Below are 26,191 nucleotides of genomic sequence, written 5' to 3'. Positions count from 1 at the left end.
TATCGACATATACGGTAGGCAGGTTTTTTACTATGAGGATCGGTAAGGAGAAATGAGTCAATGAATCTAGCGGATATGTCGATAAAAGAAATACGAGTGACGATGGAAAAGTTGGACGAGGTACCCAAAGATTTTTTACAATTGCTGAAAGAAGATAAAAGAGCAGGTGTACAGGCTTTGGCGAAGCAGGCGGAGGCAGCGATTGCACGTCAAGAAAAGCTCGCACAGATGTGGACTGACATGACCGTCTATGAGAAAGCCATGTTTGATAAGGGGCATCAATACATATTCGGGATTGATGAGGTTGGGAGAGGTCCATTGGCTGGTCCAGTTGTTGCATGTGCCGTGTGTCTGCCAAAAGATTTTTACTTGCCAGGCCTGAATGACTCGAAGAAGATACCCGTATCTACTCGGGAGGCTTTTTGCGAAATCATTCAAAGAGATGCACTTGCTGTGGGAATCGGCATTGTCGATGCAGCAAGAATTGATGCGATCAATATACTAGCTGCTACAAAAGAAGCGATGAAGCTGGCGATCCAACAGGCAGATATCGCTCCAGACGTATTACTGATTGACGCCGTACAGCTAACTGGAATGAATTGCGAGCAGGTTCCGATTATCGGGGGAGATGCCAAAAGCGTTTCAATTGCAGCCGCATCGATTGTGGCGAAGGTCACCCGTGATCGATTGATGACTGAGTATGCCGAACAGTATCCAGCCTATGGCTTTGACAAACACGCAGGCTACGGCACCCCAGAGCATCTGGCAGCAATCGCTCGATTTGGACCTACACCGATTCATCGCAAGACTTTCACTGGAGTAAAAGAACACGCCTAACAAGTGCTAGGAACATACTAGCTACAGGAGGAGGATCTGCATGTTTTCCCCGTCGCAACTAATTCAATCATTCGTGCAAAAAGCACCCATATCCGCTCCGAAGCCGGTTGAGCTTACTCCCGGACAAGTGTTTAAAGGCACGGTAATCAAGAATTACCCGGACAATATGGCGCTCGTACAAGTCGGGGGAATGCAGGTTCAGGCTAAAATGGAGGCAAGTCTGGAACCGGGCCAAAAAGCTTGGCTGCAAGTCCAGCCATCAACAGGTGTCGTCACGTTGAAGGTTTTGGATAGTGCCGGTGAAGGAGCTGGTAAAGACGCATCTCTAGACGGGCTAATGCGATCACTAGGGATTGCCGATACAAAAGAGAACAAAGCGATCATGCAAGCGCTGCTTGGTGCCAATCTTCCTGTGAATAAGGAGACCATACAAGCTTTTTCAGCCGTTACTGGGCGATTAGGCGTAGACAATGCCACTATTGAGGCATTCATGACTGCCATGAAACGAAATTTGCCACTGACCCCTGATACAATTGCAGGGCTCAAAGCTTTTTTATCGGACAAGCCAATGGGGCAGCTCATACAAAACCTGCTTCAGCAAGCCTCGCTCTTTTTAGAAGGGGAGGGCCAACCTTCACAGATGACAGGGCAGGTGCCTCAAAGCCAATCACAGCAGGTCCCCGGACAAGCTAATGCAGCAACGGGAGATGTCAAACAGCTTGTTAGTCAGTTAAAAGAAAAGTTGACGGGACTCCCTTTCCTTATCACGGGCACCAATGGAACAGACGAGGGACTGGTAGTCAAACAAATGCCACAAGGGAATCAGCCCAATCAAGGTGCTTCGCAGAACACGAATGGGGGAAGCCAGACACAGCCGCTGCCTCCACTGAGTGGTCAACCTTCGTCGCAAGTTCAGACATCGCCTCAACCATCAATGGTAGCTCCAAGTAACATACCTACGCCATCACAACCTGGTTCCTCAACTGTTTCTACTGAAACAGTGTCTGCACCAAACACTGCCGCTAAAAAGGTAGACTCGCAGCAAAACGCCATGACCGGAAAGAGTAATCAGTTGCTGCCTAACCAGACCAGTGGTCCAAGCATCGATTCAAAGATTGCTCGAAACGAGCCCTTGCCTACTCCTCAGTCATTACAGATGAATCAGGACCGGGCCCAAAACAAGCAGATGGCTGAGCCAAGGGTCGTAGTGAACGACGCGGGGCAAAAAGTCGTACCACAAATGATGTCTCAAGCAGCTGGTGCAGCGAATGGAGCCACAACTGCTAACCCGATTGCTGAATTGTTTCGTCATTTAGGCGTAACCCACGAGAGAGAATTGATGGGCCAGGCATTTTCACAGGGAGCGATCGATTCGCATTCATTAAAGCAGATGGATACAGTTAAATCCCTCTTGCTGCAAATCAGTCAAGCGCCAGCTCAGGCACTGCCATCCGGCTTGCGTGAAGCAGCAGATCAACTGCTGCAACAAGTGACCGGACAACAGTTGATGATGGTACAGCCCTCTAACCAAGCCTTATCTCAAATCGTCATGCAAATTCCGATTCGCCAAGGTGAAGGGGATGAGACGGCTTTTGTCCAAATCGAATCGAAAAAGAAAGGCTCTGGACAGCTTGATCCGGAGAACTGTCGTCTTTTCTTTCATTTGGAACTCCAAGGTATGGGGACAACGATGATTGATGTAAGCATCGTGAATCGAATCGTTAACCTGCAAATTTTTAACGATACGCCATGGGTGGAAGGACTCATTCAAGGGGCCAAGGATCGTTTTGCTGACCAATTACAGGACGTTGGCTACCATCTATCGGCTATGCGAGTCCAGCCAGTCCCGGCCGAGCGCGTGAAGTCGACAAGTCCGATTCAAACCAAAGGCCCCATCCTGGCTGACTATAAAGGGGTTGACCTTCGCGTATGATGCCGCCATCCCCTTCAGAGCAAAAACGCAAACAGGCAGTTGCACTAAAATATCAGGCGGGTACCATGGAAGCGCCAAAGGTCGTGGCAAAAGGAAAAGGGTACGTGGCTGATAATATACTGAAGACAGCGAAGGAGCATGATATACCGGTACAGGAGGATCCATCACTTGTAGAGGTTTTGGGCAAGCTGGATTTGGATCAACAAATACCGCCGGAGCTGTATCAAGTTGTGGCAGAAATCCTTGCTTTTGTCTATCGGATCGATAAAGGCGGAGGAACCAAATAATGAGTGATCGCCGTCGTCTTCTTGGTCAAAGAGGAGAACAGCTTGCAGAAGGATATTTAGTGAACAAGGGTTTCCGCATTGTCGATCGAAATGTTCGAACAAAACGTGGGGAAATGGATTTGATTGCTCTAGACGGAAAATGCTTGGTTTTTATTGAGGTTCGAACGAGGAGCAGCCAATCTTTTGGAACGGCAGGCGAGTCCATTACTTGGAAGAAGAAACAGAAGCTGCGTGAGCTTGCCATCGAATACTTGCAAAAAAGCGCACAGCCAATCCCGACCTTTCGTTTTGATGTCATCGCAATTTACACCGGTGCATCAACACAAGGTGAAGACTTCATGAAGCCTGTCATTGAGCATTATGAGAGTGCTTTCTAGGAAAAACGGGCTCTTGACCACGGATATATTGGGGATACGTCTACAGCATCAGTCGCAGAGCCAGCGTACTATGTACTGTACTCGACGCGATGAAACTCCTCCAAGCATCAATATCCGCTTTCCGGCTCAAAAGCTGGGAAGCATTTTTTTTGATGAAAAGGATCGATTCGTACAGACAAGCCCATAACTCGTGTCAATTTTGCTTATGAATCCGGGTTATAAACAGTTGTTTAAAAGAAAAACAAATATTTTTCAAAAAAAAGCTGTTTTGGTGTGACATTTTTCCATCTCATTCGTCAATAGAAGTATAGGAAATAATTTGGAGGTAAAAAACATGAAAAAGATTAAGAACAATCTAATGAAAAACGTCTCCTTAGCAGTAGCAGCTATTTGTACTGTTCAGTTTTCAGTTACTGGCATTGCTTCTGCACAAGTTGCGACACCACAATCTATTGAAGCTTATAGCATGGTAGCAAGCACTACTGGGTTGAAAGCAAGCGCAGGCTCTTTGAACGTCACGATTGGAGATACAGAAACCATTCGCCTTACTTATAATGGCAGCCCTATCGATAACGCATTGGTTGATTGGGAAATTGGCAGCTCCAGCATCGCTTCTGTTAGCAATGGGGTTGTGTACGGTAAGAAAGTAGGCACGACTGTTGTTACTGCCAGATACAATGGTTATCGCGCTACAGTTAGAGTGACTGTTGACAGAGCGCAGACTCTCGAAGCAACGAAAACAGAGGTTTCTGTTAAAAAAGGTAAAAAGACAAACGTTAGTTTAAAATTTGCGGGCAGCAGTATCCCTGGATCAAAAGCAACTTGGAAAACCGCGGATAAAACTGTAGCAACTGTTGACGATGGTGACATTAAAGGTGTAGGCGAAGGAAGCACAGTTATTACTGCGAGCTACAAAGACCAAGAGGTAGAAATCCACGTTGATGTTGAAGGCGGCGGAAATTCAGACGGTAAGCTGGAAGCAGATGTTACCAAACTGAAATTGGAAAAAGGCGATAAAGAAACCATTAAGTTGACATATGACGACGATAAACTTTCTGGTTCAAAAGCAACCTGGAAAACTTCCAAGTCCTCTGTAGCAACCGTAAACGATGATGGTGTCGTTACTGCAAAAAGCAAAGGTACAGCAACGATCACTGCAAAATACAAAGGCTACGAAGTAGAAATTGAGGTTTACGTAGATACAGACAGTTCTGGTAAACTGGAAGCAGATGAAACCAGCATCTCCTTGAAAAAAGGGGACAAAGAAACCGTTAAGCTGAAATACGATGGAGATACACTCAGCGGTTCGAAAGCAACTTGGAGAACATCTAAATCTTCTGTTGCTACTGTAGATAATGGTGTGATTACAGCAAAAGGAACCGGCACTGCAACCATTACAGCTGAATACAAAGGTCACAAAGTTGAAATTGACGTAAAAGTAGATATCTCTGGCAGACTTGAAGCAGAAGAAACAAAAATCTCTATGAAAAAAGGGCAGCAAGACTTTGTACTGCTCAAATTCGATAATGAAAGAATTTCTCTTTCCAGTGCAACTTGGAGAACGTCTAATTCTTCTGTAGCAACTGTAAATAGCAGTGGTGTGATTACAGCCCAAGCCAAGGGTTCCGCTACTATTACAGCAGAATACAAAGGCTACAAGGTAGAAATTGATGTAAAAGTAGATACTTCTTCCTCTTCAGACATGCTGGAAGCAAGCGATACGAGCATTTCCTTGAAAAAGGGTGCAAAAGAAACGATTCGCCTGAAATACGATGGAAGTTCAATCAGCGGTTCAAAGGCAACCTGGAAAACCTCTAAATCTTCTGTAGCAACCGTTAGCAGCAGTGGTACAATTACAGCAAAAGCTAAAGGTACGGCAACGATTACAGCTACGTATAAAGGTGAAAAAGTTGAAATTGAAGTAAAAGTTGACAGCAAAAGCTCAAGCAAGCTGGAAGCAGATGACACAAGCATTTCCATGAAAAAGGGTGACTCCGAAAAGATTACGCTCACCTATGATGGCGATGATATCAGCAGCACGAAAGCTAAATGGAAGTCCGATAAAACTTCCGTAGCTTCCGTATCCAGCAGCGGTGTGGTAAAAGCTAAAAAGAAAGGTAAGGCCACTATTACAGCTGAATACAAAGGCTATGAAGTGGAAATCGAAGTAACGGTAAAATAATGGTTGATAAGAAACTCGCTGAATCGTAACTGGTTCAGCGAGTTTTTTTCCAAGTGGAAGGAAAGCATTTCATTTGTTGTGGAGGAGGAATGAATCTTGAGAGAGATCATCTTGGAAAAGTTAAAAGAAATCGAGCAAGCGCATGACTTAAAAGTACTGTTCGCTGTTGAATCGGGAAGCCGGGCATGGGGATTCCCGTCCAAAGATAGCGATTATGATGTACGTTTTGTCTATGTGAAGAAACCGGAATGGTATTTGTCCATTGATGATAAACGGGATGTTGTGGAAGAACCAATCAATGACCTCTTAGATATAAACGGCTGGGATATTCGAAAAGCGCTCAAGCTATTTCGAAAGTCGAATCCACCCCTACAAGAATGGCTTGTGTCGGACATCGTTTATCTCGATACACTAGGCTTTCGAGATGAGCTGGCAAGGTTGCAAGGCGAAGTATTTTCGCCGAAGGCTTCCTTGCATCATTACCTCAGTATGGCCAAAGGGAATTTTCGGGACTATCTGCAAGGTGAGCAAGTCAAAATCAAAAAATATTTCTATGTGATACGTCCGATCCTCGCGTGCATCTGGATCGAAACGTATCATACGAATCCCCCCATTGGATTTGATCAGCTGGTTGCAGAGCTGATAACCGATTCTACATTAAAAAGTAAAATTTCTGAGCTGCTCCAAAGAAAAATAGCTGGGGATGAGTTGAACTTGGAGCCAAGAGTCGAGGAGCTTCACCATTTTATTGAGGAACAAATTGAGCGTCTGACTGCACTGGCTAGTCAATATACAAATGATCTGGAGGACCCAACAGAAAAGCTGGATGAGATATTTCGGAAGTATTTGCAGAAGGCGTGGATAATCAGTTAGTCATGATGGGCTCGTTATGATAGAGGGGGAGGACATATTCATGAATGACCATATTCGAAAACGTATACAGCAACCTCTCGAAATTCACTTTGATCAACCAGATAAACCTTACGGCTGCTTCTCCAATTTCTCTAGTCACCCAATAGAGTTGGAAGGGGAACTTTGGATAACTTTGGAACACTATCTGCAAGCCAAGAAATTTTTAGGGACTACCCAAGAAAAAGAGATCATGCGCAAGGCATTACAAGCAAAAGTAGAACAGTACCCTGTCATCCGTGAAATTCTGCTCTCTACTGGGGATGCCACCTTAATCGATTGTACGAGCAACGATTCAGAACTACTAGGAAGATTATGGATGGAAGTGCGTGAAAGTCTAGATGGGTACCAGCCGCATTTCTATTTGCCGCCATGGATTGTGTTTCCAGAAGAGCATCCTTATAGTTTGTGTTGGCGGATGGGATTTGGTGAGGACTATCTCATGCATTATTGGCCATGGCTAGAGGAAATGAGTGTGGATGCCCGGAAAGAGTATGACGCTTATTTTCCGGTACCAGAGGAATGGCAGTTTGAAGATTTGGATGAGGAGGACGAATGAAGCTATTGTTCGTTTGCAGCAGAAATAAATGGAGGAGCTTGACGGCAGAAAAGATTTTTCATGGAATCAATGACTATGATGTAAGATCAGCAGGTACTGAAACTGGGGCGCGTATTAAAGTAACAAGTGGTCTTATTGGCTGGGCTGATCTCATTTTTTGTATGGAGAAAAAACATGTAAGGCGGTTACAAGAAAAGTTTAGTTCGCAACTGATAGATAAAAGGATCATTTGCCTGGGCATCCCTGATGATTACATGTACATGGATGAGGAACTGATCGAGCTATTAAAATCGAGTGTGTCCGCATATATAGAGATACCGGATTAAGCTGTTATTGGACATGGTCGAAGTATACCGGATTATTTTGTATAATGGGGATGATATGACACAATCGCACTATCCATACTTATCGTAAAGCGAGGATTTTCACCGTGAAGAAAAAACTTGTACTGGTTCTAGATGTTGAAGTAGCAGACAAAGCTGATATGCAGCAACTGGCCGATTCTATGTCCACAGCTATTCAATCCGTTGATGGGATTGCCTTGCAAGACCTGGTTATGTTTGATAACGATGAAAACAATGCTGACAAGCTCATTGCGAACATAAAGAAAGAAATGTCCTAAAAAAGGAGAGCAGTCTTGTGTTTTTCGTTTATGTAATGGTTTATCTCATCGTTGCTTTCCTTTATGGATTTTGGACGATGAAAAGCCAACAGCTCTGGGTTCGACTGACAGGAAATTTCATCGTACACCTATTTATTGCTACAATCGTGAGTCTCGGTTACTTTTTTACGTAAAGAAGTAGCTATGACCTGTAAGGGGAGATGAGTGGATGGATTATCAAAAATTGAGTAAAGAATTGTCCTATGCGCTGCGTCATGCCCCTCATGAATATGAGCTTGAGTTAGACGAACAAGGATGGGTACCTATCAAGCAATTGCTTTTGTCACTTCATGAACAGCGCAAGTGGCGAGCGGTTACCGAAGAAGATTTACATAAGATGATTGCGTTATCGGAAAAAAAGCGTCATGAGATCGATCAAGGCAAAATTCGCGCCCTGTATGGACATTCAGTGCCGCAAAAGATTCGCAAGGAAGAAAAAGAACCGCCTGCGTATCTTTTTCATGGCACGCCGCAAAGATTCCTCGATTCTATTTTGGCTAGCGGGCTTGTTCCAAAAGGAAGACAGTACGTGCATCTGTCTGAAGACGTCCAAACAGCACAGCAGGTTGGGAAAAGACGAGATGATCATCCCGTTCTTTTACGAATCGATGCGAGGCAGGCTTGGCAAGATGGTGTGAAGTTTTACCATGGAAATGAGCTCGTTTGGTTGGCAGATCACGTGCAAAAAGAATACATCTCTGTCTATCAGAAGTAGACCGATTTGTTCAAAAAGAAACAACACAGCATGAGAAAAGACTCGCATTCGGAACGCGGGTCTTTCTTGTATCAATGATAATCATGAGGAGGTAAAAGCGCATGGAATGGATGTTTGCTTTTCTACTGTTGGCAGGACTTTTTGCAATCTACGACGCGATTCGGAAGCTGAACCAGAACATTGTAAAGCAAGTGGATCAAAACCAACGAATCATTGAACTCCTGGATGAGTTAAAGAAAAAGCAGGGAGGGTGAGCTGTTTTTTTACGAACGCTGCATGATGATTGCCAAAATGGTAGTAAACTTCTCCAACGACGTTTCGTAAGACGGCTACATATTTTGGAATCAGAACCGAGATGACAACATCCGTATTGTATTTGTCTTGTTCGTAGTCGAGAAGTAGAAAATCACTGATCAGGAGTAAACTGAAATTACATCCATCTGGCATGGTGACGTCCCATCATAAGTCCAGGACCAGCTTATTATCGTTTTCCCCATCGTATTCAAATGGTTTCAGCAATAAGACACGTTCTAAATCGTTGGATAAAGTGATGAGGTCCAGGTCAATCCAGTTCACCTTCGTTTTACACTTTTTCATAAAGATATAGTATGCCGTCGTCGATCGACCAACTTTGCAAAGAATGCTTCCAATCGCTTGTTTGCGAGGGTAAGTATTTTTCGAGATCATTTACGATTTTTTCCCAATTGTGATCACTATCATTTATCTCGATGAACTTGCCGAATACCAAGTCAAAAACGAAGTAACCCATCTCGTACTCAATGCAATCGATTTTATAGTAAGAGATACTGTAAACGTCGTCCCAGTCGATCTGAACAGGTTCAGCATGCTCGTAGTGGATGGAAATTTGATGGGGATCAATAGTAAAAATCAATATAGAAACAACTCCTTATCCGTTTATTTGCAGTATACCTGTTGGAGTGAAAGTTTTCCAGAAAGGTATGGGGGAGTGGCGGGTGGTTGGGGAGAAAGTAACGGTAATTTTGGGAAAGAGTTAAAATTGGAGTCGCTAGAATGAAAAGTAATCAAGAGATTTCTTTAACAATGTGGTCTGTTGGTCAAATGAAGCGGGAGTGGTGTGTCGAGGAACACCGTTTCGTCTCCGCACCATACGATTACCGCTACCGCGTTGATTGGTGGTGGTACGCAAAGTCCCAGTCCCGGAGAGTGTAGCTTGTCTCAATGGTAGTATCCTTTCTCTCGGTTTCAGTTAATTGGTTCGTGCAATCCTTATCGTGTAGGTAATATCCTTGGAAAAACAATACTGAACGGTGACTGAAGCACGAGGGCGTTTTAAACCCACGCTTGGTGTTGTATGTACCTGTATGCGTTGGACCAAAGCCTTCATAATTTCACGTCTGAGTGGCCTTGGTAAAAGTAAATGGCGTTCTCTTAAGAAAGGGATGTCCATATTGTCTATTCCAGAACATATGCTCTCTTTTTGCTCAAAATAAAAACGGCTTGAACCGCTTCTATTTTGGAATTTCAATTTTCGCACGAATTCCTTGTTCCTCGAGCATATATAGCAGATTCGCTCCATCTATTAGCTCAATTGGTTTATCTTTTGCAAAACCACGGGCATATGATAATTGGGAAATGGTCAATCGATGTGATGTATGGACCGGGTGCTCAGGAAGATACAGAGATTGTTTTCTTACCAGACGGACGGGATGGATTGCATTCTTTCACTATGAGTTATGTGAGTTAGAGACTTTTCGTTGGAGAAACAATGAAAACGGCAGTATTAGAATCAGCGGAGAAATATATCAAATGATAGGTGAACCACAGGAGAAATCAAATTTAGAAATAAACGAGCTGTTCTATATGGTTAAACTAGAAAATACTCCCTTAGGTGAGGAAATGAAGGTCATCACATTTTCTAAACCGATATGGTGTAATGAACAAAAATTTGGCTTGTTAACAGATAACATTGAAAATGAGAAATTACCGTCATATAAAAACGAAGTAGATAGTATAAAACAACTTATTCAATTTCTGCACATGGATACTCACGAAATACTTCAAAATGATGCAATCGAAAAACTAAAACATGCTTCAGAAGAATATTTGTACATGTTAATACAACCTTTCGATAAATCATATTGGGATAATGCTGCAGTAGTATTATCTAGCATAGAGCATCAACGTTTAAAAGGGCATATACCAAGTCTTCTAATGTGGTTGCAAGATATGAATTGGCCGGGTGCTAAAGTAATCGCAAAAATACTGGTTGAAATGAGGGAGCTGGTCATTCCTCATTTAAGACCGGTTTTACTCGGCAATGATGAATTGTGGATTTATTGGATATTGATAGGACTGGTGAAACATTGGCCTACAGAATTGGTTCTTGAGTTAAAAGATGAGCTTATTATCCTTTCAAACAGGCAGTCACAAGAGGAGATTGATGTGATTGCTAGTGAGATCCTAATACAGCATCGCCTGCTGTAATAAATTGAGCTAGAAAGGTGGGCTCAGCAAATGAATTTCCTCGAAATACAGATTATGTTTAACGAGGTAATTAAGCAAAAAGTAACTGTTGAGGAATTCGAGCAATGGGTATATGCCACTCCTGAAATTGAAGAGTATTATGGCCACGCCTTTTACCTAGAGCTTATCAGCTTAGATTTTAAGGGGAGATATATTGATCTAGACTTGGAGCAAATGTTAACGCCGGTAATACCTTTTGGAGAGCTTGAGTACCGCATAATCAAAGAGGAACTAGAGCTACCGTACATGCTCAAAAGCAATTGTAATTGACAGTATGGGGAATCTCTCTGTCATGAAAAATCTCAACTTCAAACTTCAACTCCAAAGCTAAGAGAGAAAATCCACTGATTACCGTCAACTGCAGTGGTGTTATCAAGCGTTGGAAAGATTCATTAATGGTCAGTTCGCACACTATTCCTGACTTTTCCAGCATGTTACTATGATACTAACTATTTGGAACTTGGTGGTGAAAAATATGGATATTGAGTTTGAAGCCAAAGTATGTCACATTGGATTATCCATAGGGTTCTTTTCTAAAGATCATATAATCGCGTGGGCAGACAAAGTAATTGATCTTTTAGAGGTAGCAGATATACCTGATAGAGTGTTTGACCTTTCAATGGTAAAAAAAGAGGAGGACATTCCTCGCTTACTTATCGAGCTTTGCACTAACACAGACGAAGAAACAGCACTAAAAACAATAGTTGGAATGATTAGCCTCAGTTACAAAAACAAACACTGTACTCTTTATGAGACATGTGAAATTCTCTATAGGTTATCAAATTACGTTGATTCTGATCATGAATGGAAGGGATATCTCTATGCGATCACGGGAAACCTTGAGCTTGCCTTGGATGGATATGGGGATGTAGATACTTCAAGGGGAGAATTAGAAGAGTTTTTACTTGAACACGAGAAATACTCCGAATTGTTCGATCTGAATTTACTTCCAAATCATCCACTAATTACAGAGTTTAAGCCGAGGAAGGAGCATATACTTTTAGATGTTTCCCGTGTAGTGGCTCGAGCAGATCTTCATATGATCTTGAAAAGTCAACTTGATCTCCCTGATGTGTACGGTATGAATTGGAATGCATTTTGGGATGCAATCACCGGTATGGTAAAGCTACCCATGAAAATAACTATAACTGGATGGGAAGTATTGGAGGAACGGCTTCCGAAAGAAGCAAATTCTTTTAAAAAACTTCTTAAGGATTATTCATTACGTTATACTAACGAAATTTTCACAGTAGAGTATGAACAAAAAAGCGAGACAGCTTCTAATTGAGGATGTCTCATTGTCATTTCTTTTGCTCCGCAAGATCTCAAATACCGCATATGTTCCAACTCCTTCTTTTTATCTTCCTCGCTGAACTTCTCTAATTCGTAGAAGAATAAGCTTTCATATTCGGAAAGAGGTTTGTCTTTCTTAGGGGAAGGGGAAGCTGTTTCCTCCAAAATTCCGGCTTTCTCCAAAAGCTCCTTATATGTAACGCCCTTGAGATAAGCAGCGAGTACTTTCAAAGTCTCGTGTTTAGTTTTTGGGTACCAGCTTCAATTTTATTAATTGTCGAATGGATCACGCCTGAAACATCCCCGAGTTCCCGTTGGCTTCTGTATCCATTTTTTCTCTAATATGAGCAAAAAACGCCGAATGATTGGCGTATCAAGAAGCCAACTATGGAGGGCGAAGCTTCTTGATATTGACAAAGGCTTTTCGCTGGGGAAGGATTTCATCGCCATGAAACGAATGGTTCATGCATTGAAGGTTCTCTTAGGTCAAACCCGAAAAAACCAAAGGAAGCCACCGAGACGGATCAACCAGTAAAGAAAGAGAAAAAGCTTAAAGGTGTACTGAACGACACTCACACTAATGCATAGAGCGCCGAAGAGCGGGAGCTAGCGAGAGGAGATAGGAGCCGCGCCATAATTCATTCCACCATCTTAACAGATTAGCGTGATAGCAAGGTCAAGGTAAGGTCACTGCCAAAATGATTTCTCTAGAAAAGCAGACAAGAAAGTAAATGGCAAACATATAAAGATTATTTTAATGACAAAACGAAGAGATTCATTTTCGCTACAAAAACATAGAGATAACAGTTGAATCGATATTCAACAGTTCAAGTTTTACTTTTCTATGAAGTCCTTAGTAAAAGACTTTAGACAAATTTGCATAAATGTTTTGGCAACAACTCCAATTTACTTGCCCACCCCCTCTATCTTTTCCTACCCTATAACCAGAGGGGGAGAGGATATGTACGCATGCAGCTATTCAGGCACGGTGCTTGGCATTGACGGAATGGTCGTCACTGTAGAAACAGACATAGCTAATGGCTTGCCTCAATTCGATTTGGTCGGACTAGGCGGTTCCGCAGTAAAAGAAGCAAGAGATCGCGTCCGTGCTGCCTTGCGTAACGCAGGCTACGATTACCCAATGCAGCGGATCACCGTCAATCTGGCACCTGCAGATCAACGGAAGGAAGGCTCAGGTTTCGACCTTGCGATTGCCTTTGGTATTTTACTAGCCTCGAAGCAAATGCTCCCTAGACCAGAGAGAATCCTCGTTTTAGGAGAGTTGGCATTAGACGGTTCTCTTCGCCCTGTAACAGGTGTGCTTCCTATTTTGCTAGAAGCTAAAAATGCAGGATTTACCCACGTGATTCTCCCTGAACCAAATGCAGCAGAAGCACGGCTCGTCGACATTAGTGTATTGCCTGCAAGCAATCTGGAAGAGGCCGTAAACTATTGGAAAGAAGGACTTCATAGTAAGAACATAGACTTGATTATATCCAAATCAGAGATAGGCAAGACAAATGCCAACCAACTGCCCCCAGACTTTGCCAATGTTTACGGACAGCAATTTGTAAAACGTGGCTTGGAGATAGCAGCAGCTGGATTTCACAATGTGATATTGGTGGGGCCCCCAGGTTCAGGGAAAACCCTTTTAGCTACTTGCTTGCCTGGTATCATGCCCCATATGACCATTCATGAGTCGTACGAAGTGACGAAAATATACAGTATTGCTGGTCAATTGAAGCGGGAGAGTGGGCTTGTCGAAGAAAGACCGTTTCGTGCCCCGCACCATACGATTACCGCTACTGCACTGATTGGCGGAGGTGCCCAAATCCCACGTCCGGGAGAGTGCAGCTTGTCTCACGGTGGTATCCTCTTCCTGGATGAGATGCCCGAGTTTTCTCGTCATGTATTAGAGGTACTGCGTCAGCCGCTAGAATCAGGGGTTGTCACAATTGGACGATCTAAGCAGGTTTTTACTTTTCCCGCTCGGTTTCTGTTAATTGGTTCGTGCAATCCTTGTCCGTGCGGATTCTTCGGTACTCGAGAGAAGCAAACCTGCTCATGCTCTCCTCAACAAATCTACAAATACCGCTCAAAGCTCTCGGGTCCCTTGCTCGACCGCATCGATTTGCACATCGAAGTGCCAAGAGTACCGGTTCAACTTCTTCACAACAGAAAAGCAGAGGAATCCTCAAAAAACATTCAACATCGAGTTGAGCAAGCGAGGGCAGTTCAATGTGAAAGATACCACTATCGTCCCGGATGTCCTTTTAACAGTGTGATGAATGGAGAAGAACTGCGCCAATTTGCGCAACTAGATAAGGAAGGTCAGGAGATGCTGCAGCTTGCCTTCGAGACATTAGGTTTAAGTGCAAGAGCGTACGATAGAATTGTAAAAGTAGCGAGGACAATTGCAGATTTAGATGGGGCGTCCCGTGTAGATGCTGCACATGTAGCAGAAGCAATTCGCTACAGAGCCTTGGACCGAGGGCTACTTTTTTAATGGAGCGGAGATATGATCAAAGTAGAACACAGTATCTGATAAAGGGATAAAAGAAGTAGGGGGTTAAGTAAACCATTCTTTAAAGAGGGAACTAAAGTTAATAAACTTAATAAAGCGAGACAGTATTCAATAATCAAGTAGAGTAAACGAATATAAATAGATCCTAAGGTGGTAATATTAGTACAAAATTTTTGAGACAAAATGTTACTGAAATACCTGGGGTTAATTACCTGGAGGTTGTTAATGAAGGTATTCCGTCATCTAAGAATCTTGATTCAATACTTTTTTGTGGTAGGCTTTCTGTTAGGGTGCTCCCATATGTAGAATCCGGATATGATGTGTATGCGATTCGATTGGCATTCAGTAGAAAATTGCTTATTTCCTAAGCAAAAAAGTCTTGGTTCCCTCGATTTTGGTTCGTCGACTATTGCTGCTTCGATGCAAAATTTGTTTTCTTTCCTGTAGGATCAGAGTCTGTAAAATATTTTGTGTAAACTCTCAACCTCTAAACTACAATTAGGAGTAGAAAGGTTGGGAGATTTTTATGATGTCAAAAGAGCAGATCAAGCAGTGGATCAAAGAGAAAAACATGAAGTCAGTGGACGACGTGCAGTCAGCGTTAAAGGATCTATTCGCAGACACGATCCAAGAAATGCTGGAAGCTGAAATCGAGTCCTCTCTTGGATACGCCAAGCATGACATGAAAAACAAGCGGACAACCAACAGCCGCAATGGGTATAGCAAGAAAACCGTCCGTTCTGAGTACGGGGATGTTGACATCCAAGTCCCTCGAGATCGAGAGGGTGATTTTGAGCCGAACATTGTAAAGAAACATCAATCCAATGTGACAGGGATCGAAGATCAAATTCTCGCCCTCTATGCCAAAGGCGTATCCACACGCGATATCCAAGACCATCTGCAACAGCTCTATGGCATCGAAGTCTCACCAACGCTCATATCCAATGTAACGAATAAGATTGTACCGATGATCAAAGAGTGGCAAAATCGCCCCTTACAAGCGGTTTATGCTGTTGTTTTCCTTGACGCCATTCACTTTAAGGTAAAACAGGACGGAGCTATCGTCAATAAAGCCGCCTATATGGTCATTGGTATTGACCTTGACGGTCATAAAGATGTGCTCGGGATCTGGATTGGGGAGAATGAATCAGCAAAATTCTGGCTGCATGTACTCAATGAACTGAGAAATCGTGGAGTGCAGGATATTCTCATTACGAGCGTCGATAACCTTCGAGGCTTTACAGAAGCCATTTCAGCATGTTATCCGAAGACGGAGATTCAGAAATGTGTCATCCATCAAATCCGAAACTCCATCAAGTATGTTTCCTATAAGGATCTAAAAAAGATTACGTCCGAACTGAAACCCATCTATAAGGCTCCAACGGAGCAAGCTGCATTGGAAGAACTCGAGCAATTTGAACAAGCCTGGGGCAGTAAATATCCCTTGATGGTTCGTTCCTGGCGAAATAACTGGGATGAGATTGCGACTTTCTTTAAATATCCCCCAGAGATTCGAAAGCTGATCTATACAACCAACGTCATCGAGAGTTATCATCGACAGCTCCGAAAAGTGACAAAGGGAAAAGCCATGTTTCCCACAGACGATGCCCTTCTGAAGATGCTATATCTCGTGACCATGGATGTTCTGCGAAAGTGGACGGGACGCGTCCAGAACTGGGGACAGATTCTCTTGCAGCTATCCGTTTTCTTTGAAGATCGAGTACAGCCGTACATTCGGTAACAAATGAAAGGCTTCATCCCCGAAGGGATTATCTTTCTCTCCACCAATGCGTCAAGGGTTCGCTTCGCCTTACGCCCTTGACTCTATTGGCTTCGAAAAAGAGGTCCCAATTAGGGGGATGAAACCTTTTCATATATCGGTTGATTGAGTTTACACAAAAATCTTGACAGACCCTAGGATCACGTCTGCAAAGATGTCAACACCTGTCCAAATGTCAAATAATCAAGTTTTCGAGGTAAATAATTGTTTAGTCTGCATGTGCATCGTAAATGAACACAGCACATACAGACTAACCACTTCACTATCAAGTAAATAACAGTAAGTACATTTAAAACCTAACCCTACACAATCGTAACAACATAAAACACAAACTCCCCACATTCCCCATTATCCCAAGGCCGACAATACTTCACTGAAATCGACGTCATTCCTCGCCGCAAAGCCTGAAAGGACATCACTTGATGCCCCTCTTGCCCAATACGAGCTGGCGATGATGGAGGAACAAAATGATTCGCATGCAACGATAAAAAGCGAGCATCCACTGGATTAGACAAGTCCCACTGGTAGCCTGTAGAGGGATTTGCCACTAGCGTAATCGTGAGCAAGTGGCCTTCCTGCACTTGCAGAGTATACGTCGAGGTCTTGACCACTGGCCTTCTTTCCTCCCTTTAAATGAAGACGATACTCATTTTCCATAACATATGAAAAAGGCTCGATAGCTGCTCACGACGGAACAAGCAGAAAAAATTTATTTGCATGTATTTCAAGTGATTCCGTTCGTTTACAAGTTGTGGAATTACTTGATACATCTATCATTTTGTGAAAATATAACGATAAAAAATAGCCATTATACGTACAATGTTCCTAATAAATTTGAAACAATTAGTATGATCTGGAAAGGAATATGAATGATGCTGGCGAATAAGTAGGGACAAAGACATATATTGTCGAAATGTCTGTTGATATTTGTAATCTTTATTACCTAGTTGGTGTGATGACTAGAAATATCCACAGAGAGTAGAATTTCTTTTGCTCGTGCATGTAGGTACATTTCCCAGCACTTCCATGGCGTAGAATACCTTGGCATGGAAGAAGCTTTTACTTTGTATTCATACTTGCTAGGAAAGGGAAAGGAAAATTGATGGAGAGCATTGCAGAATTATTTAAGAAAAAAGAGTACTACCACGCATTTCAGCCAATATGTCAACTTCCTGAGAAAAGTAGGATAGGGTATGAAGTATTACTTCGCAATAAAGCGGGGATCCATCCAGAGGCATTGTTTTCTTCGGCGAAGGAAAACAAAATGCTGCCAGAACTCGACGCCCATTCCCTGCATTATGCGCTCTTGACTTTTTTTCATTCGTCGATTGAACACAAAAACGAGCTTTTATTCGTGAATATTTTTCCTTCTACCATAATAGAAGACACATTTCCTGGCTTCATTCAAAAGATTGCTCGTTCCTTCCGTCCCTTTTTAACCCAAATCGTTTTGGAGATTAACGAATCGATTATGGAAGGAGAATGCTGGAGCGAACCCATTTTTACACGACGAATAGCTGAACTGAAAAAGTTGGGGTTCCTAATTGCGTTGGATGATGTCGGAGATGGCGCAAACATATTCGCTAAAATTGAAGATATCTCGCCTGATTACATTAAGATTGACCGCTTTTTTTCGCAAGAACTCTCGAGTTCATTAGAAAAGCAAAAGACTGTAAAATTGTTTGTCGATTTTTGCAAAAATGCACCTCAACTCATTCTCGAAGGAGTTGAAGAAGAAGAGGATTTTGCTTGTGCTTCTTTATTGGGCGTTGCAATCGGCCAGGGATACTTGTTTGGTAGACCAGGCAGTTTGCCGAACGAATAAGAGGGCAATGCAGAATTGGAGGAATTTTTATGGCTAGTGATAACAATGTATATTCCCGGAAAGCAACGCTTTCCTTAAAAATATCCGAGTTTGAAGTCCCTCCGATGCAGGATCTGTTGATCATCGGACGGAAAGCACCTATTGGTCCTGAGGCTGTAAGGAGAATGGCGGATGCGCTTTCCCCGGAGCAGTTTACCTTAATAAAGATGAATCATCCAAAGATTGAGGCAGTCTTGTTAAGAAATACCCTTTTGCAAATGATTGATGAAAAATTATTGATGAAAATCATTCTGGAAGAGGCAGAGCGCATGATTAGCGACTCCATGGTTCTGCGATCTGAATTAAAAATAGCATTGTCTGTTCAACGAGAGGTGGATCTATTATGAACATCTCCGACATCATGACGACGACGATTTGTACCATCACCTCTGACAAAAGTGTCTCTTATGCGGCGGAGCGAATGAACGAATCTCAAGTTGATTCGTTAGTTGTCATGGATCACGGAGAGGTGCTGGGAATGGTTACGACAAGAGACGTGCTGTCCGCTCATCCTAACCGAATCGTTGCCGATGCCATGAGCAGTCAACCGTTCTACCTGTCTGCCAATCACAATGTTTGGGAGGCCTATCACGCGCTTCATCAAGAACAAGGTGGTCTGGCTTTGGTCATGCAAGAGGATCAACTGATCGGATTCATCACAAAAGAAATCGTAGAGATGAAAATAGCAGAGTATCGAGACCCATTATCGGGTTTGTATCGCGCTCCCTACATCGAGTTTATTGGGGAAAATTTTTTAAAGGAGCGTAAACCTTTCCATTTGCTTTTTATCGATCTGAACGACTTTGGCCGAATTAATAAGCTGCATGGTCATCCATTCGGGGATGATGTCATACGCACCTATTCATCGGTTCTCTCTTCTTTGGCTGAAGAACAGGGGGATTACTTATGTCGTTATGCAGGGGACGAGTTTGTTTTGATCTCTACGATTTCGGATGAACAGATTCAGGAATACATTTCGCTTATTACACGTCCAACAAACGTTCTCGATGTCTTTGTATCTGCAGCAGTTGGCCATGTGAATGGGTACCAAACACCAGACTTTTTCGCTAGGTCCTGGCGGGAATTAATCGCTGAAGCAAGTTTAGGCTCCTCAGCTGCCAAATTATCCAAAACACTTACTTCCACAACGGGATAGGAAAAGTATAGTTTGCAAGTAATGCGCATACACTTTTGGACAGGTTTAGATCTTTCTTTGCAACCGATTATTTTATGGTACGTAATATATAGTGTGATTAGAGCAACATGAGGAGGCAATAACATGATCGTAACAACTACCAGCATGATTCAAGGAAAAGAAGTGGTAGAGTATTTGGATATCGTCAGCGGAGAGGTAATCATGGGTGCAAACGTAGTCCGTGACTTTCTCGCAGGAATTACGGACATCATCGGAGGCAGAAGTGGCTCTTATGAGAGTAAGCTCGCAGAAGGTCGTGAACTGGCCTTGCGTGAAATGAAAGAAAAAGCACGTGCATTAGGTGCAAACGCAGTGATTGGGGTTGATCTCGACTTCGAAACATTGCGGGAAGGTATGATGATGGTTATTGCCACAGGCACAGCTGTCCGTGTAAAGTAAGCCGGTAAACACCCGGCTTTCTTTTTTTACCGAAAGCGGTTCTTATACATAGCAAGCAAGGAGAAGTGAGCATGCAGGTACAAAAAACTCTTCAGTATTTATCGAATAGAATAAACACCCAGCCTCAAGGAATCGCTGGATTACATGCGGTTTACCATTTTGTCCTAAGTGGAGAAGAGGGGGGCACCTACGAGGTGGTTTTTGCCGATAATCAAGCGGACTATACGATGGGTGGGACAAGGGAAGCGGGCTGCATGCTGGAGTTATCTGATAAAGATTTTATTAAGCTCGTAGAGGGACGCTTGAATCCCACAGTTGCTTTGGTAACGGGCAAGCTGAAGATTAGCGGACAAATGGGACTTTCGTTTAAATTACAAACAATCTTGCATCACTATCAATTGCAAAAATAACGAAAAAACTAGTCAATTCTTTAAAAGTTGCGTTAAAATATGACCAAACAATGACACCTACTCTAACACAAAACGAGGGGAAACATGCGCCATATTTGTTCATTGATTGCGATGGTAAGCCAACTGGAAGAACAATCTGTGCGTTTTGATTTTTACCAAGAAATCAGACGACGCAAGCCAGAACGTCAGATATTAAAGCATGATGTACGATTACCGCGTCATTATTTCGATTATTTAATTCATTCAGGAGTATTGGAAGTGGAAACAGATGCCCCATATCAGCCGGGGAAGACCATGCCTGCTTCCATTGGTATGAACATACGCTCGCTCGGTGGAAACGTATTGTTTGACATGTGCTTTGCTCCGCAAACATATAAATTGTGGCAAAACACAGATGCAAGCATAGAGGACCTTTCTCTACCTGCTGATATATTTGAAGAATATGTCTATCGCTTAGGCGCCATCAGTCGTTTTCGCTATTTAGGTCGAATTGATGATCCTGTAACAGCAACAAAGCTTGGTGAGAACGACATGATTGAATTCAAACGCGACTTTCTTTATTCGAAGACGGGAATTATTAAGTCTATTGTGGCGTTTGCGAATTCAAACAATGGGAATTTATTTTTAGGTATTACAGATGAGGGGACAGTGTGCGGGATTGATCATGAGATCGAGCAGTACGGAGACCCGGACAAATACATTCTAGCTATTACGCAATACATCCAAGATAAGACGTCACCGTTTGTGACCCCATTTCCAAAAATTTCATTGAAAAAAATAGATGGGAAAACAGTGGTAGCTATCTTTGTAGAAGCCTCATCTGATTTGATCTGTGGTTTGGACAAAAATAATGAAAAGTATGTGGTAATTCGTACGAACAATCGCTCCGTTATCGTGAAAGATCCGCATCAAATTGGTGAAATTTACGTGAAACGAAAGCTAGGCAGTGAGATCAGCCGTCGATTGGGACTTCTGTAGCGTTATCTTACAGAAATACACGAGGAGGGTTACTGCGTGATATCGTCTTTACGTACGTGTCTACTGGTTATGATGGTGAGTAGCTTGTTCATCACTGGCTGTGCACCGTCAGGCAAGGTTTCTGATGACATGAAAGATCATATCGAGACAGAGCTTGGTACGGTTGAAAAAGTAACAGTGATGTCAACGGATGGACAGGAAGTATTATTGGACATGCGCTTGTTCTTGCAAGAACTGTCCGGACAGGGACAAGATTTACAAATATCATCCGAGCCTTTAAAGCAAGAAGATGTACGTTTTACGCTCGTCCTTTATCGAACACAGCAGGCCCCACTTGTCGTGACGGTGGGTGAGTCGGCAAGTGAGTTTGGGGGACACACGTATCGTGGTGCGGGTGCCACCTATTTTTATCAGTGGGTAAACAAGTTAACTGGCAAAGGAGTACTCTCACAAAAAATTCAGAGCGTGCGTTTAGCTGCAGAGGACCTTGGGCAAGCGCGCGTGTTGAACGAATCAGAAGCAGAATACATCAGGAAAGTAATGGGATCGGCAGTCCCAGAGGTGGACAGTCGCAACAAGCAGTATCCACTCTACCCGAACTATCGGATGAGAATGAATTTTGCTGACAAGCCGGTCGAAGTGGCCATTTTAACGCCGACGCTGATTGCAGTTCCCTTTGGGAGAGAAACGTTTTTCTTTCACGTAGAGGGTAGCCTCTTTTCGCGGTTAACAGAATGGATGCCGCCAAGCAATCGTAAGGATGACAGGATTGACCCGTTATTTAAATCTACACGGATTCGCATCACAGCAAATGGCGAAATGAACGTCCAAGATACAAAGCTGGATGTCACCCAAACAACGATCGAGCAAGGAATTGCCCATCAATCTGTCCGATTTTTAAAAAATGCAGATCCACTAATTGTTCCACCGAAAGAACCGGGCAAAAAACAATATGAACTTCATTTTTTGGTGAATGATAAAGAACAGAGAATTGAACTATATCCACGTTATTTTAAGTATGAACAAACTTGGTACATTCACGATGAACTCGCTGAAAACGTGTGGAAATTGTTTCAATATCTACGAAAATGAGGAATTTCCTCATGAAGTTTCGCATTTCTGGTCACGATAAAACGAACATATTACTACCACTTTTGCAGTTTTTGTCGTAGAATAGTTACGTTGCACTGATAGTGGAGGTTATGACCGGAAGAAGACAGACGTCTTTGAACCGGTCTAAAAGCCTGCCGATCTTTATCTGCCATAGGAGGATGGAGAATGAACATTCATGAGTATCAAGGTAAAGAGATACTTAAGCAGTACGGTGTAAAAGTTCCTGAAGGACGCGTAGCTTTCACAGTGGAAGAAGCTGTTGAAGCAGCAAAAGAACTGGGCACCCAAGTAAACGTAGTAAAAGCGCAAATTCACGCTGGTGGCCGTGGTAAGGCTGGCGGTGTAAAGGTTGCAAAAAATCTTGATGAAGTTCGTACATATGCCAGCGAAATTCTTGGCAAAGTACTGGTTACTCATCAAACAGGACCAGAAGGTAAAGAAGTTAAGCGCCTTCTGATCGAGCAAGGCTGCGACATCAAGAAAGAATACTACGTTGGTGTAGTTGTTGACCGTGCTACTGGAAGTGTTGTAATGATGGCTTCCGAAGAAGGCGGTATGGACATCGAGGAAGTAGCAGCAAACACTCCAGAAAAAATCTTCAAAGAAGTAGTTGATCCAGTAACAGGTCTGAATGGCTTCCAAGCTCGTCGCCTGGCTTACGCAATCAACATTCCAAAAGAATTGATTAACAAAGCTGCCAAGTTCATGATGAGCTTGTACCAAGCTTTCGTTGATAAAGATGCTTCTATCGCTGAAATCAACCCATTGGTTGTAACTGGCGACGGTGAAGTAATGGCACTGGATGCGAAACTGAACTTCGACAGCAACGCTCTTTATCGTCACCCTGACATCGTAGCGCTGCGCGATTTGGATGAAGAAGATGAGAAAGAAATCGAAGCTTCCAAGTTCGATCTGTCCTACATCGCACTTGATGGTAACATCGGTTGCATGGTAAACGGTGCAGGTCTGGCGATGGCAACAATGGACATCGTGAAATTCTACGGTGGAGACCCAGCTAACTTCCTTGACGTTGGTGGCGGAGCTACTGAAGAGAAAGTAACGGAAGCGTTTAAAATTATTCTCCGTGACGAAAAAGTAAAAGGTATTTTCGTCAACATCTTTGGCGGCATCATGAAATGCGACGTTATCGCAAACGGCGTAGTGAATGCAGCAAAACAAATCAAATTGGACAAACCTCTCGTTGTACGTCTCGAAGGTACAAACGTAGATTTGGGTAAGAAAATCCTCAATGAGTCCGGTTTGAACATCGTAGCTGCAGAATCTATGGCGGATGGCGCTGAGAAAATCGTATCCTTGGTGAAGTAAGATATTTCGAGTAGATACGTTAAGAAAACATCTATCGATGTAAACTCAGTGCTGAGCGACCGCGACTCTTCGGAAAGTTTTCATGCGCTCCGGAAATTTATAAGCTGAGCTTATAAATTCCTACACGTTAAAAAAGGTGGGAAAATTACGCGATGAGTATTCTCGTTAATAAAAATACAAAAGTAATTACGCAAGGGATTACGGGTGCAACTGGTCTGTTCCACACTCGCGGAGCCGTTGAATACGGTACACAAATGGTGGGCGGTGTAACACCTGGTAAAGGTGGAACCGAAGTTGACGGTATTCCAATTTTCAACACAGTAAAAGAAGCGGTTGAAGCAACTGGTGCAACTGCATCTGTTATCTACGTTGCTCCTCCTTTCGCTGCTGACGCGATCATGGAAGCAGTTGACGCTGAGCTGGATCTGGTAATCTGCATTACTGAAGGTATCCCAGTTCTGGACATGGTGAAAGTTAAGCGCTACATGGAAGGCAAGAAAACCCTTCTCGTAGGTCCTAACTGCCCTGGCGTAATCACTCCAGGTGAGTGCAAGATCGGTATCATGCCTGGTTACATCCACGTTCCAGGTAAAGTGGGTATCGTATCTCGCTCCGGTACCTTGACTTATGAAGCAGTTCACCAAACTTCTACTCGCGGTCTTGGTCAATCCACAGCTGTAGGTATCGGTGGAGACCCAGTAAAAGGTATGGAGTTCATCGACGTACTGAAAATGTTCAACGAAGATCCAGACACAGAAGCAGTTATCATGCTGGGTGAAATCGGTGGTACTGCGGAAGAAGAAGCAGCAGAGTGGATCGCTGCTAACATGAAAAAACCAGTTGTAGGCTTCATCGGGGGACAAACTGCTCCTGAAGGAAAACGTATGGGCCACGCTGGTGCGATCATCTCTGGCGGTAAAGGTACAGCTGCTGAGAAAATCGCGAAGCTCGAAGAATGTGGTATTCGCGTAGCGAAAACACCTGCAGTTATCGGTGAAACACTTGTTGAATTGCTGAAAGAGCGCGGTATGCTCGAGAAAGTAATGGGCAAGTAAGCAGATAAGACAGAAGTGGACAGGCTTTAGGCTTGTCCACTTTTTTATTTTTGAAGCAGCCTCTTTCTTTCGATAGAATAACTTTCAGAAGCTGTCCGCTGTGACAATTGTGATCGGGATGAAGGAGGATTTTGGAGTGGAAAAGGCGAAGCTTGACGAGAGAGACTGGGTGTATGTGTTAACGATGATCTCAGGTTTGGGAAGAAAGAAAATCCGAGAGATATTTGAAATCACAGGTTCTTTTCAGGCTGCCATCGAAAACTGGCATGAACTGGCACGTGAGCTCAGATTGACTTCCTTGATCACTGGGCAGGTTGACAAGCAAAGCAATGAAGCTTCTGCTATGGCACTATTGGAAAAGCGTGAAGAAGAGGGAACGCGCTTCTTATGTCCTTTTGACGATGCTTATCCTGTTTCGCTCCGCAATATCCCCGATTTTCCCTGGACATTGTTTTATCGTGGCGACCACACATTATTGAATAAATTGTCGATTGGCGTTGTTGGTTCGCGCAAACCGACACCATATGGAAGAGCGAGTTGTAGCTTTCTTGTCCGAGAACTGGTACAAGCAGGTCTTGTCATTGTCTCAGGGGTAGCGTATGGAATTGATGCGGAGGCTCACCAAGCTACCTTGAAAGCAGGAGGTAAGACTATAGGCGTGCTCGGTTGCGGAATGAATCACGTTTATCCTTCTCGACATCGAGAACTTTATCGCGAAATTGAATCTTTTGGCCTACTCCTCAGCGAGTATCCTCCTCATATTCCACCTATTTCTGGATTGTTTCCAGAGCGAAATCGTATCATAAGTGGTCTTTCTATCGGTGTATTAGTGGTGGAAGCAGCAGAAAAAAGCGGATCCTTGATTACGGCAGACTGTGCACTTGAGCAGGGCAAAGAAGTTTTTGCAATTCCTGGTCCCATTTTTTCATTGATGAGTGCCGGGCCGCATAACTTGATCAAACAAGGTGCAAAGCTAGTAACGTGCAGTAACGATATATGGGATGAAATCAAACATCATCTTCCAGAAGCCAAGCAGATGCAGCAGGTCAAAAAAAACAATGCAACCGATGCTATTCCCTTATCTAATGAAGAAAAAGCGATTGTGGAGGCTGTAACCTATGATGGGATTCATTTGGATGAGTTAATGAACAGCTTGGAAAAAGAACAATGCAAGATGCTACATCAGCTGGTCATTCGTTTGGAAGCAAAAGGAGCCATTGTGGCACTTCCTGGCGGTTATTTTGCACGTAGATAGCATATCCGCTAGCTTTTTGGCAATGCCTAGAGGC

At 43.3% G+C, this 26,191-nt stretch carries 30 protein-coding genes; 28 read left to right on the top strand and 2 right to left on the bottom strand.

The genetic code is table 11. From position 1 onward, the window contains the following. Positions 1–60 precede the first annotated feature (60 nt). The 12 genes from ACUUHJ_RS19030 (at position 61) to ACUUHJ_RS18975 (ending at position 8,714) form a co-directional block, all read left to right on the top strand. The gene (locus ACUUHJ_RS19030; RefSeq protein ID WP_289673479.1) at positions 61–837 is read left to right on the top strand and encodes a ribonuclease HII; all 777 of its coding nucleotides are present in this window, start codon (positions 61–63) and stop codon (positions 835–837) included. Between the two features lie 40 nt (positions 838–877). Further along, positions 878–2,770 carry a hypothetical protein gene (locus ACUUHJ_RS19025; protein WP_472299630.1) on the top strand — a complete coding sequence of 631 codons (1,893 nt, stop codon included), beginning with the start codon at positions 878–880 and terminating at the stop codon, positions 2,768–2,770. Next, positions 2,767–3,057, top strand: coding sequence for an EscU/YscU/HrcU family type III secretion system export apparatus switch protein (locus ACUUHJ_RS19020; RefSeq protein ID WP_015891881.1), 291 nt, complete (start codon positions 2,767–2,769; stop codon positions 3,055–3,057). The genes ACUUHJ_RS19025 and ACUUHJ_RS19020 overlap by 4 nt, the downstream gene beginning before the upstream one ends. Next, on the top strand, positions 3,057–3,434 hold the full coding sequence (locus tag ACUUHJ_RS19015) for a YraN family protein (RefSeq protein WP_016743292.1): 378 nt from the start codon (positions 3,057–3,059) through the stop codon (positions 3,432–3,434). The genes ACUUHJ_RS19020 and ACUUHJ_RS19015 overlap by 1 nt, the downstream gene beginning before the upstream one ends. Positions 3,435–3,768: 334 nt before the next feature. Further along, the gene (locus ACUUHJ_RS19010) at positions 3,769–5,616 is read left to right on the top strand and encodes an Ig-like domain-containing protein (RefSeq protein ID WP_472299629.1); all 1,848 of its coding nucleotides are present in this window, start codon (positions 3,769–3,771) and stop codon (positions 5,614–5,616) included. A 96-nt stretch (positions 5,617–5,712) separates the two neighbouring features. Further along, entirely contained in the window at positions 5,713–6,489 is a 777-nt protein-coding gene (locus ACUUHJ_RS19005) for a nucleotidyltransferase domain-containing protein (RefSeq protein WP_472299628.1), read from the top strand. 40 nt (positions 6,490–6,529) lie between these two features. Continuing rightward, positions 6,530–7,084: an NADAR family protein gene (locus ACUUHJ_RS19000; RefSeq protein ID WP_472299627.1), complete on the top strand. Its 555-nt coding sequence runs from the start codon at positions 6,530–6,532 to the stop codon at positions 7,082–7,084. Then, positions 7,081–7,410, top strand: a complete 330-nt coding sequence (locus tag ACUUHJ_RS18995; RefSeq protein WP_472299626.1) for a low molecular weight protein tyrosine phosphatase family protein — start codon at positions 7,081–7,083, stop codon at positions 7,408–7,410. The genes ACUUHJ_RS19000 and ACUUHJ_RS18995 overlap by 4 nt, the downstream gene beginning before the upstream one ends. 104 nt (positions 7,411–7,514) lie before the next feature. Then, entirely contained in the window at positions 7,515–7,706 is a 192-nt protein-coding gene (locus ACUUHJ_RS18990; protein WP_015891874.1) for a hypothetical protein, read from the top strand. Between the two features lie 17 nt (positions 7,707–7,723). Beyond that, positions 7,724–7,879: a hypothetical protein gene (locus ACUUHJ_RS18985; RefSeq protein ID WP_472299625.1), complete on the top strand. Its 156-nt coding sequence runs from the start codon at positions 7,724–7,726 to the stop codon at positions 7,877–7,879. Between the two features lie 35 nt (positions 7,880–7,914). Beyond that, entirely contained in the window at positions 7,915–8,460 is a 546-nt protein-coding gene (locus ACUUHJ_RS18980) for an RNA 2'-phosphotransferase (RefSeq protein ID WP_472299624.1), read from the top strand. 101 nt (positions 8,461–8,561) lie between these two features. Then, positions 8,562–8,714: a hypothetical protein gene (locus tag ACUUHJ_RS18975; protein WP_185923314.1), complete on the top strand. Its 153-nt coding sequence runs from the start codon at positions 8,562–8,564 to the stop codon at positions 8,712–8,714. A gap of 329 nt (positions 8,715–9,043) precedes the next feature. Here ACUUHJ_RS18975 and ACUUHJ_RS18970 read toward each other — a convergent pair whose 3' ends face one another. Continuing rightward, positions 9,044–9,352, bottom strand: coding sequence for a hypothetical protein (locus tag ACUUHJ_RS18970; RefSeq protein ID WP_472299623.1), 309 nt, complete (start codon positions 9,350–9,352; stop codon positions 9,044–9,046). A gap of 204 nt (positions 9,353–9,556) precedes the next feature. Between ACUUHJ_RS18970 and ACUUHJ_RS18965 the strand changes: the two genes are divergently transcribed. The 6 genes from ACUUHJ_RS18965 to ACUUHJ_RS18940 all read left to right on the top strand — a co-directional run bounded on the left by ACUUHJ_RS18965 (position 9,557) and on the right by ACUUHJ_RS18940 (position 16,523). After that, a complete protein-coding gene (locus ACUUHJ_RS18965) occupies positions 9,557–9,667 on the top strand; it encodes an ATP-binding protein (protein WP_472299622.1) in 111 nt (36 codons plus the stop codon). A 581-nt stretch (positions 9,668–10,248) separates the two neighbouring features. After that, positions 10,249–10,926 carry a DUF5071 domain-containing protein gene (locus tag ACUUHJ_RS18960; protein WP_472299621.1) on the top strand — a complete coding sequence of 226 codons (678 nt, stop codon included), beginning with the start codon at positions 10,249–10,251 and terminating at the stop codon, positions 10,924–10,926. A gap of 30 nt (positions 10,927–10,956) precedes the next feature. Further along, on the top strand, positions 10,957–11,235 hold the full coding sequence (locus ACUUHJ_RS18955; RefSeq protein WP_472299620.1) for a hypothetical protein: 279 nt from the start codon (positions 10,957–10,959) through the stop codon (positions 11,233–11,235). Positions 11,236–11,440: 205 nt separating this feature from the next. Next, complete coding sequence (locus ACUUHJ_RS18950; RefSeq protein WP_472299619.1) at positions 11,441–12,253, top strand: barstar family protein; 813 nt, start codon at positions 11,441–11,443, stop codon at positions 12,251–12,253. A gap of 966 nt (positions 12,254–13,219) precedes the next feature. Then, on the top strand, positions 13,220–14,764 hold the full coding sequence (locus ACUUHJ_RS18945) for a YifB family Mg chelatase-like AAA ATPase (RefSeq protein ID WP_472299618.1): 1,545 nt from the start codon (positions 13,220–13,222) through the stop codon (positions 14,762–14,764). A 544-nt stretch (positions 14,765–15,308) separates the two neighbouring features. Next, positions 15,309–16,523, top strand: coding sequence for an IS256 family transposase (locus tag ACUUHJ_RS18940; protein WP_289673754.1), 1,215 nt, complete (start codon positions 15,309–15,311; stop codon positions 16,521–16,523). 341 nt (positions 16,524–16,864) lie between these two features. Here ACUUHJ_RS18940 and ACUUHJ_RS18935 read toward each other — a convergent pair whose 3' ends face one another. Beyond that, the gene (locus ACUUHJ_RS18935; RefSeq protein ID WP_472299617.1) at positions 16,865–17,173 is read right to left on the bottom strand and encodes a protease inhibitor I42 family protein; all 309 of its coding nucleotides are present in this window, start codon (positions 17,171–17,173) and stop codon (positions 16,865–16,867) included. Between the two features lie 491 nt (positions 17,174–17,664). Here ACUUHJ_RS18935 and ACUUHJ_RS18930 point away from each other — a divergent pair, with 491 nt between their 5' ends. The 10 genes from ACUUHJ_RS18930 (at position 17,665) to dprA (ending at position 26,157) form a co-directional block, all read left to right on the top strand. Continuing rightward, a complete protein-coding gene (locus ACUUHJ_RS18930) occupies positions 17,665–18,387 on the top strand; it encodes an EAL domain-containing protein (protein ID WP_289673462.1) in 723 nt (240 codons plus the stop codon). 29 nt (positions 18,388–18,416) lie between these two features. Further along, positions 18,417–18,773 (top strand): hypothetical protein, encoded by a 357-nt coding sequence (locus ACUUHJ_RS18925; RefSeq protein WP_015891775.1) that lies wholly within the window; start codon positions 18,417–18,419, stop codon positions 18,771–18,773. Next, the gene (locus ACUUHJ_RS18920; RefSeq protein ID WP_142496618.1) at positions 18,770–19,582 is read left to right on the top strand and encodes a CBS domain-containing protein; all 813 of its coding nucleotides are present in this window, start codon (positions 18,770–18,772) and stop codon (positions 19,580–19,582) included. The genes ACUUHJ_RS18925 and ACUUHJ_RS18920 overlap by 4 nt, the downstream gene beginning before the upstream one ends. Before the next feature lie 123 nt (positions 19,583–19,705). After that, positions 19,706–20,020, top strand: coding sequence for a YbjQ family protein (locus tag ACUUHJ_RS18915; protein ID WP_015891773.1), 315 nt, complete (start codon positions 19,706–19,708; stop codon positions 20,018–20,020). Positions 20,021–20,091: 71 nt separating this feature from the next. Next, entirely contained in the window at positions 20,092–20,430 is a 339-nt protein-coding gene (locus ACUUHJ_RS18910; protein WP_472299616.1) for an SCP2 sterol-binding domain-containing protein, read from the top strand. Positions 20,431–20,514: 84 nt separating this feature from the next. Continuing rightward, positions 20,515–21,408, top strand: coding sequence for an AlbA family DNA-binding domain-containing protein (locus ACUUHJ_RS18905; RefSeq protein WP_015891771.1), 894 nt, complete (start codon positions 20,515–20,517; stop codon positions 21,406–21,408). Positions 21,409–21,444: 36 nt separating this feature from the next. Beyond that, on the top strand, positions 21,445–22,500 hold the full coding sequence (locus tag ACUUHJ_RS18900) for a hypothetical protein (protein ID WP_472299615.1): 1,056 nt from the start codon (positions 21,445–21,447) through the stop codon (positions 22,498–22,500). Positions 22,501–22,686: 186 nt separating this feature from the next. Then, the gene (sucC, locus tag ACUUHJ_RS18895; protein ID WP_016743310.1) at positions 22,687–23,847 is read left to right on the top strand and encodes an ADP-forming succinate--CoA ligase subunit beta; all 1,161 of its coding nucleotides are present in this window, start codon (positions 22,687–22,689) and stop codon (positions 23,845–23,847) included. Positions 23,848–23,999: 152 nt separating this feature from the next. Beyond that, complete coding sequence (gene sucD, locus ACUUHJ_RS18890) at positions 24,000–24,902, top strand: succinate--CoA ligase subunit alpha (RefSeq protein WP_015891769.1); 903 nt, start codon at positions 24,000–24,002, stop codon at positions 24,900–24,902. 136 nt (positions 24,903–25,038) lie between these two features. Next, the gene (dprA, locus tag ACUUHJ_RS18885) at positions 25,039–26,157 is read left to right on the top strand and encodes a DNA-processing protein DprA (protein ID WP_472299614.1); all 1,119 of its coding nucleotides are present in this window, start codon (positions 25,039–25,041) and stop codon (positions 26,155–26,157) included. The last annotated feature ends 34 nt before the right edge of the window (positions 26,158–26,191 follow it).

This window comes from Brevibacillus schisleri, assembly GCF_055685845.1.
This window is presented reverse-complemented; position numbering and strand designations above follow the sequence as displayed.

What these genes read in the sequence shown, in the direction of transcription:
- ACUUHJ_RS18930 (WP_289673462.1), top strand. Translation starts at nt 17,665, where the DNA reads ATGGAGAGCATTGCAGAATTATTTAAGAAAAAAGAGTACTACCACGCA.
- ACUUHJ_RS19030 (WP_289673479.1), top strand. Translation starts at nt 61, where the DNA reads ATGAATCTAGCGGATATGTCGATAAAAGAAATACGAGTGACGATGGAA.
- ACUUHJ_RS19020 (WP_015891881.1), top strand. Translation starts at nt 2,767, where the DNA reads ATGATGCCGCCATCCCCTTCAGAGCAAAAACGCAAACAGGCAGTTGCA.
- ACUUHJ_RS18955 (WP_472299620.1), top strand. Translation starts at nt 10,957, where the DNA reads ATGAATTTCCTCGAAATACAGATTATGTTTAACGAGGTAATTAAGCAA.
- ACUUHJ_RS18950 (WP_472299619.1), top strand. Translation starts at nt 11,441, where the DNA reads ATGGATATTGAGTTTGAAGCCAAAGTATGTCACATTGGATTATCCATA.
- ACUUHJ_RS18925 (WP_015891775.1), top strand. Translation starts at nt 18,417, where the DNA reads ATGGCTAGTGATAACAATGTATATTCCCGGAAAGCAACGCTTTCCTTA.
- ACUUHJ_RS19000 (WP_472299627.1), top strand. Translation starts at nt 6,530, where the DNA reads ATGAATGACCATATTCGAAAACGTATACAGCAACCTCTCGAAATTCAC.
- ACUUHJ_RS18980 (WP_472299624.1), top strand. Translation starts at nt 7,915, where the DNA reads ATGGATTATCAAAAATTGAGTAAAGAATTGTCCTATGCGCTGCGTCAT.
- ACUUHJ_RS18995 (WP_472299626.1), top strand. Translation starts at nt 7,081, where the DNA reads ATGAAGCTATTGTTCGTTTGCAGCAGAAATAAATGGAGGAGCTTGACG.
- ACUUHJ_RS18905 (WP_015891771.1), top strand. Translation starts at nt 20,515, where the DNA reads ATGCGCCATATTTGTTCATTGATTGCGATGGTAAGCCAACTGGAAGAA.
- ACUUHJ_RS19015 (WP_016743292.1), top strand. Translation starts at nt 3,057, where the DNA reads ATGAGTGATCGCCGTCGTCTTCTTGGTCAAAGAGGAGAACAGCTTGCA.
- ACUUHJ_RS18915 (WP_015891773.1), top strand. Translation starts at nt 19,706, where the DNA reads ATGATCGTAACAACTACCAGCATGATTCAAGGAAAAGAAGTGGTAGAG.
- ACUUHJ_RS18960 (WP_472299621.1), top strand. Translation starts at nt 10,249, where the DNA reads ATGATAGGTGAACCACAGGAGAAATCAAATTTAGAAATAAACGAGCTG.
- ACUUHJ_RS19010 (WP_472299629.1), top strand. Translation starts at nt 3,769, where the DNA reads ATGAAAAAGATTAAGAACAATCTAATGAAAAACGTCTCCTTAGCAGTA.
- ACUUHJ_RS18920 (WP_142496618.1), top strand. Translation starts at nt 18,770, where the DNA reads ATGAACATCTCCGACATCATGACGACGACGATTTGTACCATCACCTCT.
- ACUUHJ_RS18940 (WP_289673754.1), top strand. Translation starts at nt 15,309, where the DNA reads ATGATGTCAAAAGAGCAGATCAAGCAGTGGATCAAAGAGAAAAACATG.
- sucC (WP_016743310.1), top strand. Translation starts at nt 22,687, where the DNA reads ATGAACATTCATGAGTATCAAGGTAAAGAGATACTTAAGCAGTACGGT.
- ACUUHJ_RS19025 (WP_472299630.1), top strand. Translation starts at nt 878, where the DNA reads ATGTTTTCCCCGTCGCAACTAATTCAATCATTCGTGCAAAAAGCACCC.
- ACUUHJ_RS18975 (WP_185923314.1), top strand. Translation starts at nt 8,562, where the DNA reads ATGGAATGGATGTTTGCTTTTCTACTGTTGGCAGGACTTTTTGCAATC.
- ACUUHJ_RS18945 (WP_472299618.1), top strand. Translation starts at nt 13,220, where the DNA reads ATGTACGCATGCAGCTATTCAGGCACGGTGCTTGGCATTGACGGAATG.
- ACUUHJ_RS18910 (WP_472299616.1), top strand. Translation starts at nt 20,092, where the DNA reads ATGCAGGTACAAAAAACTCTTCAGTATTTATCGAATAGAATAAACACC.
- sucD (WP_015891769.1), top strand. Translation starts at nt 24,000, where the DNA reads ATGAGTATTCTCGTTAATAAAAATACAAAAGTAATTACGCAAGGGATT.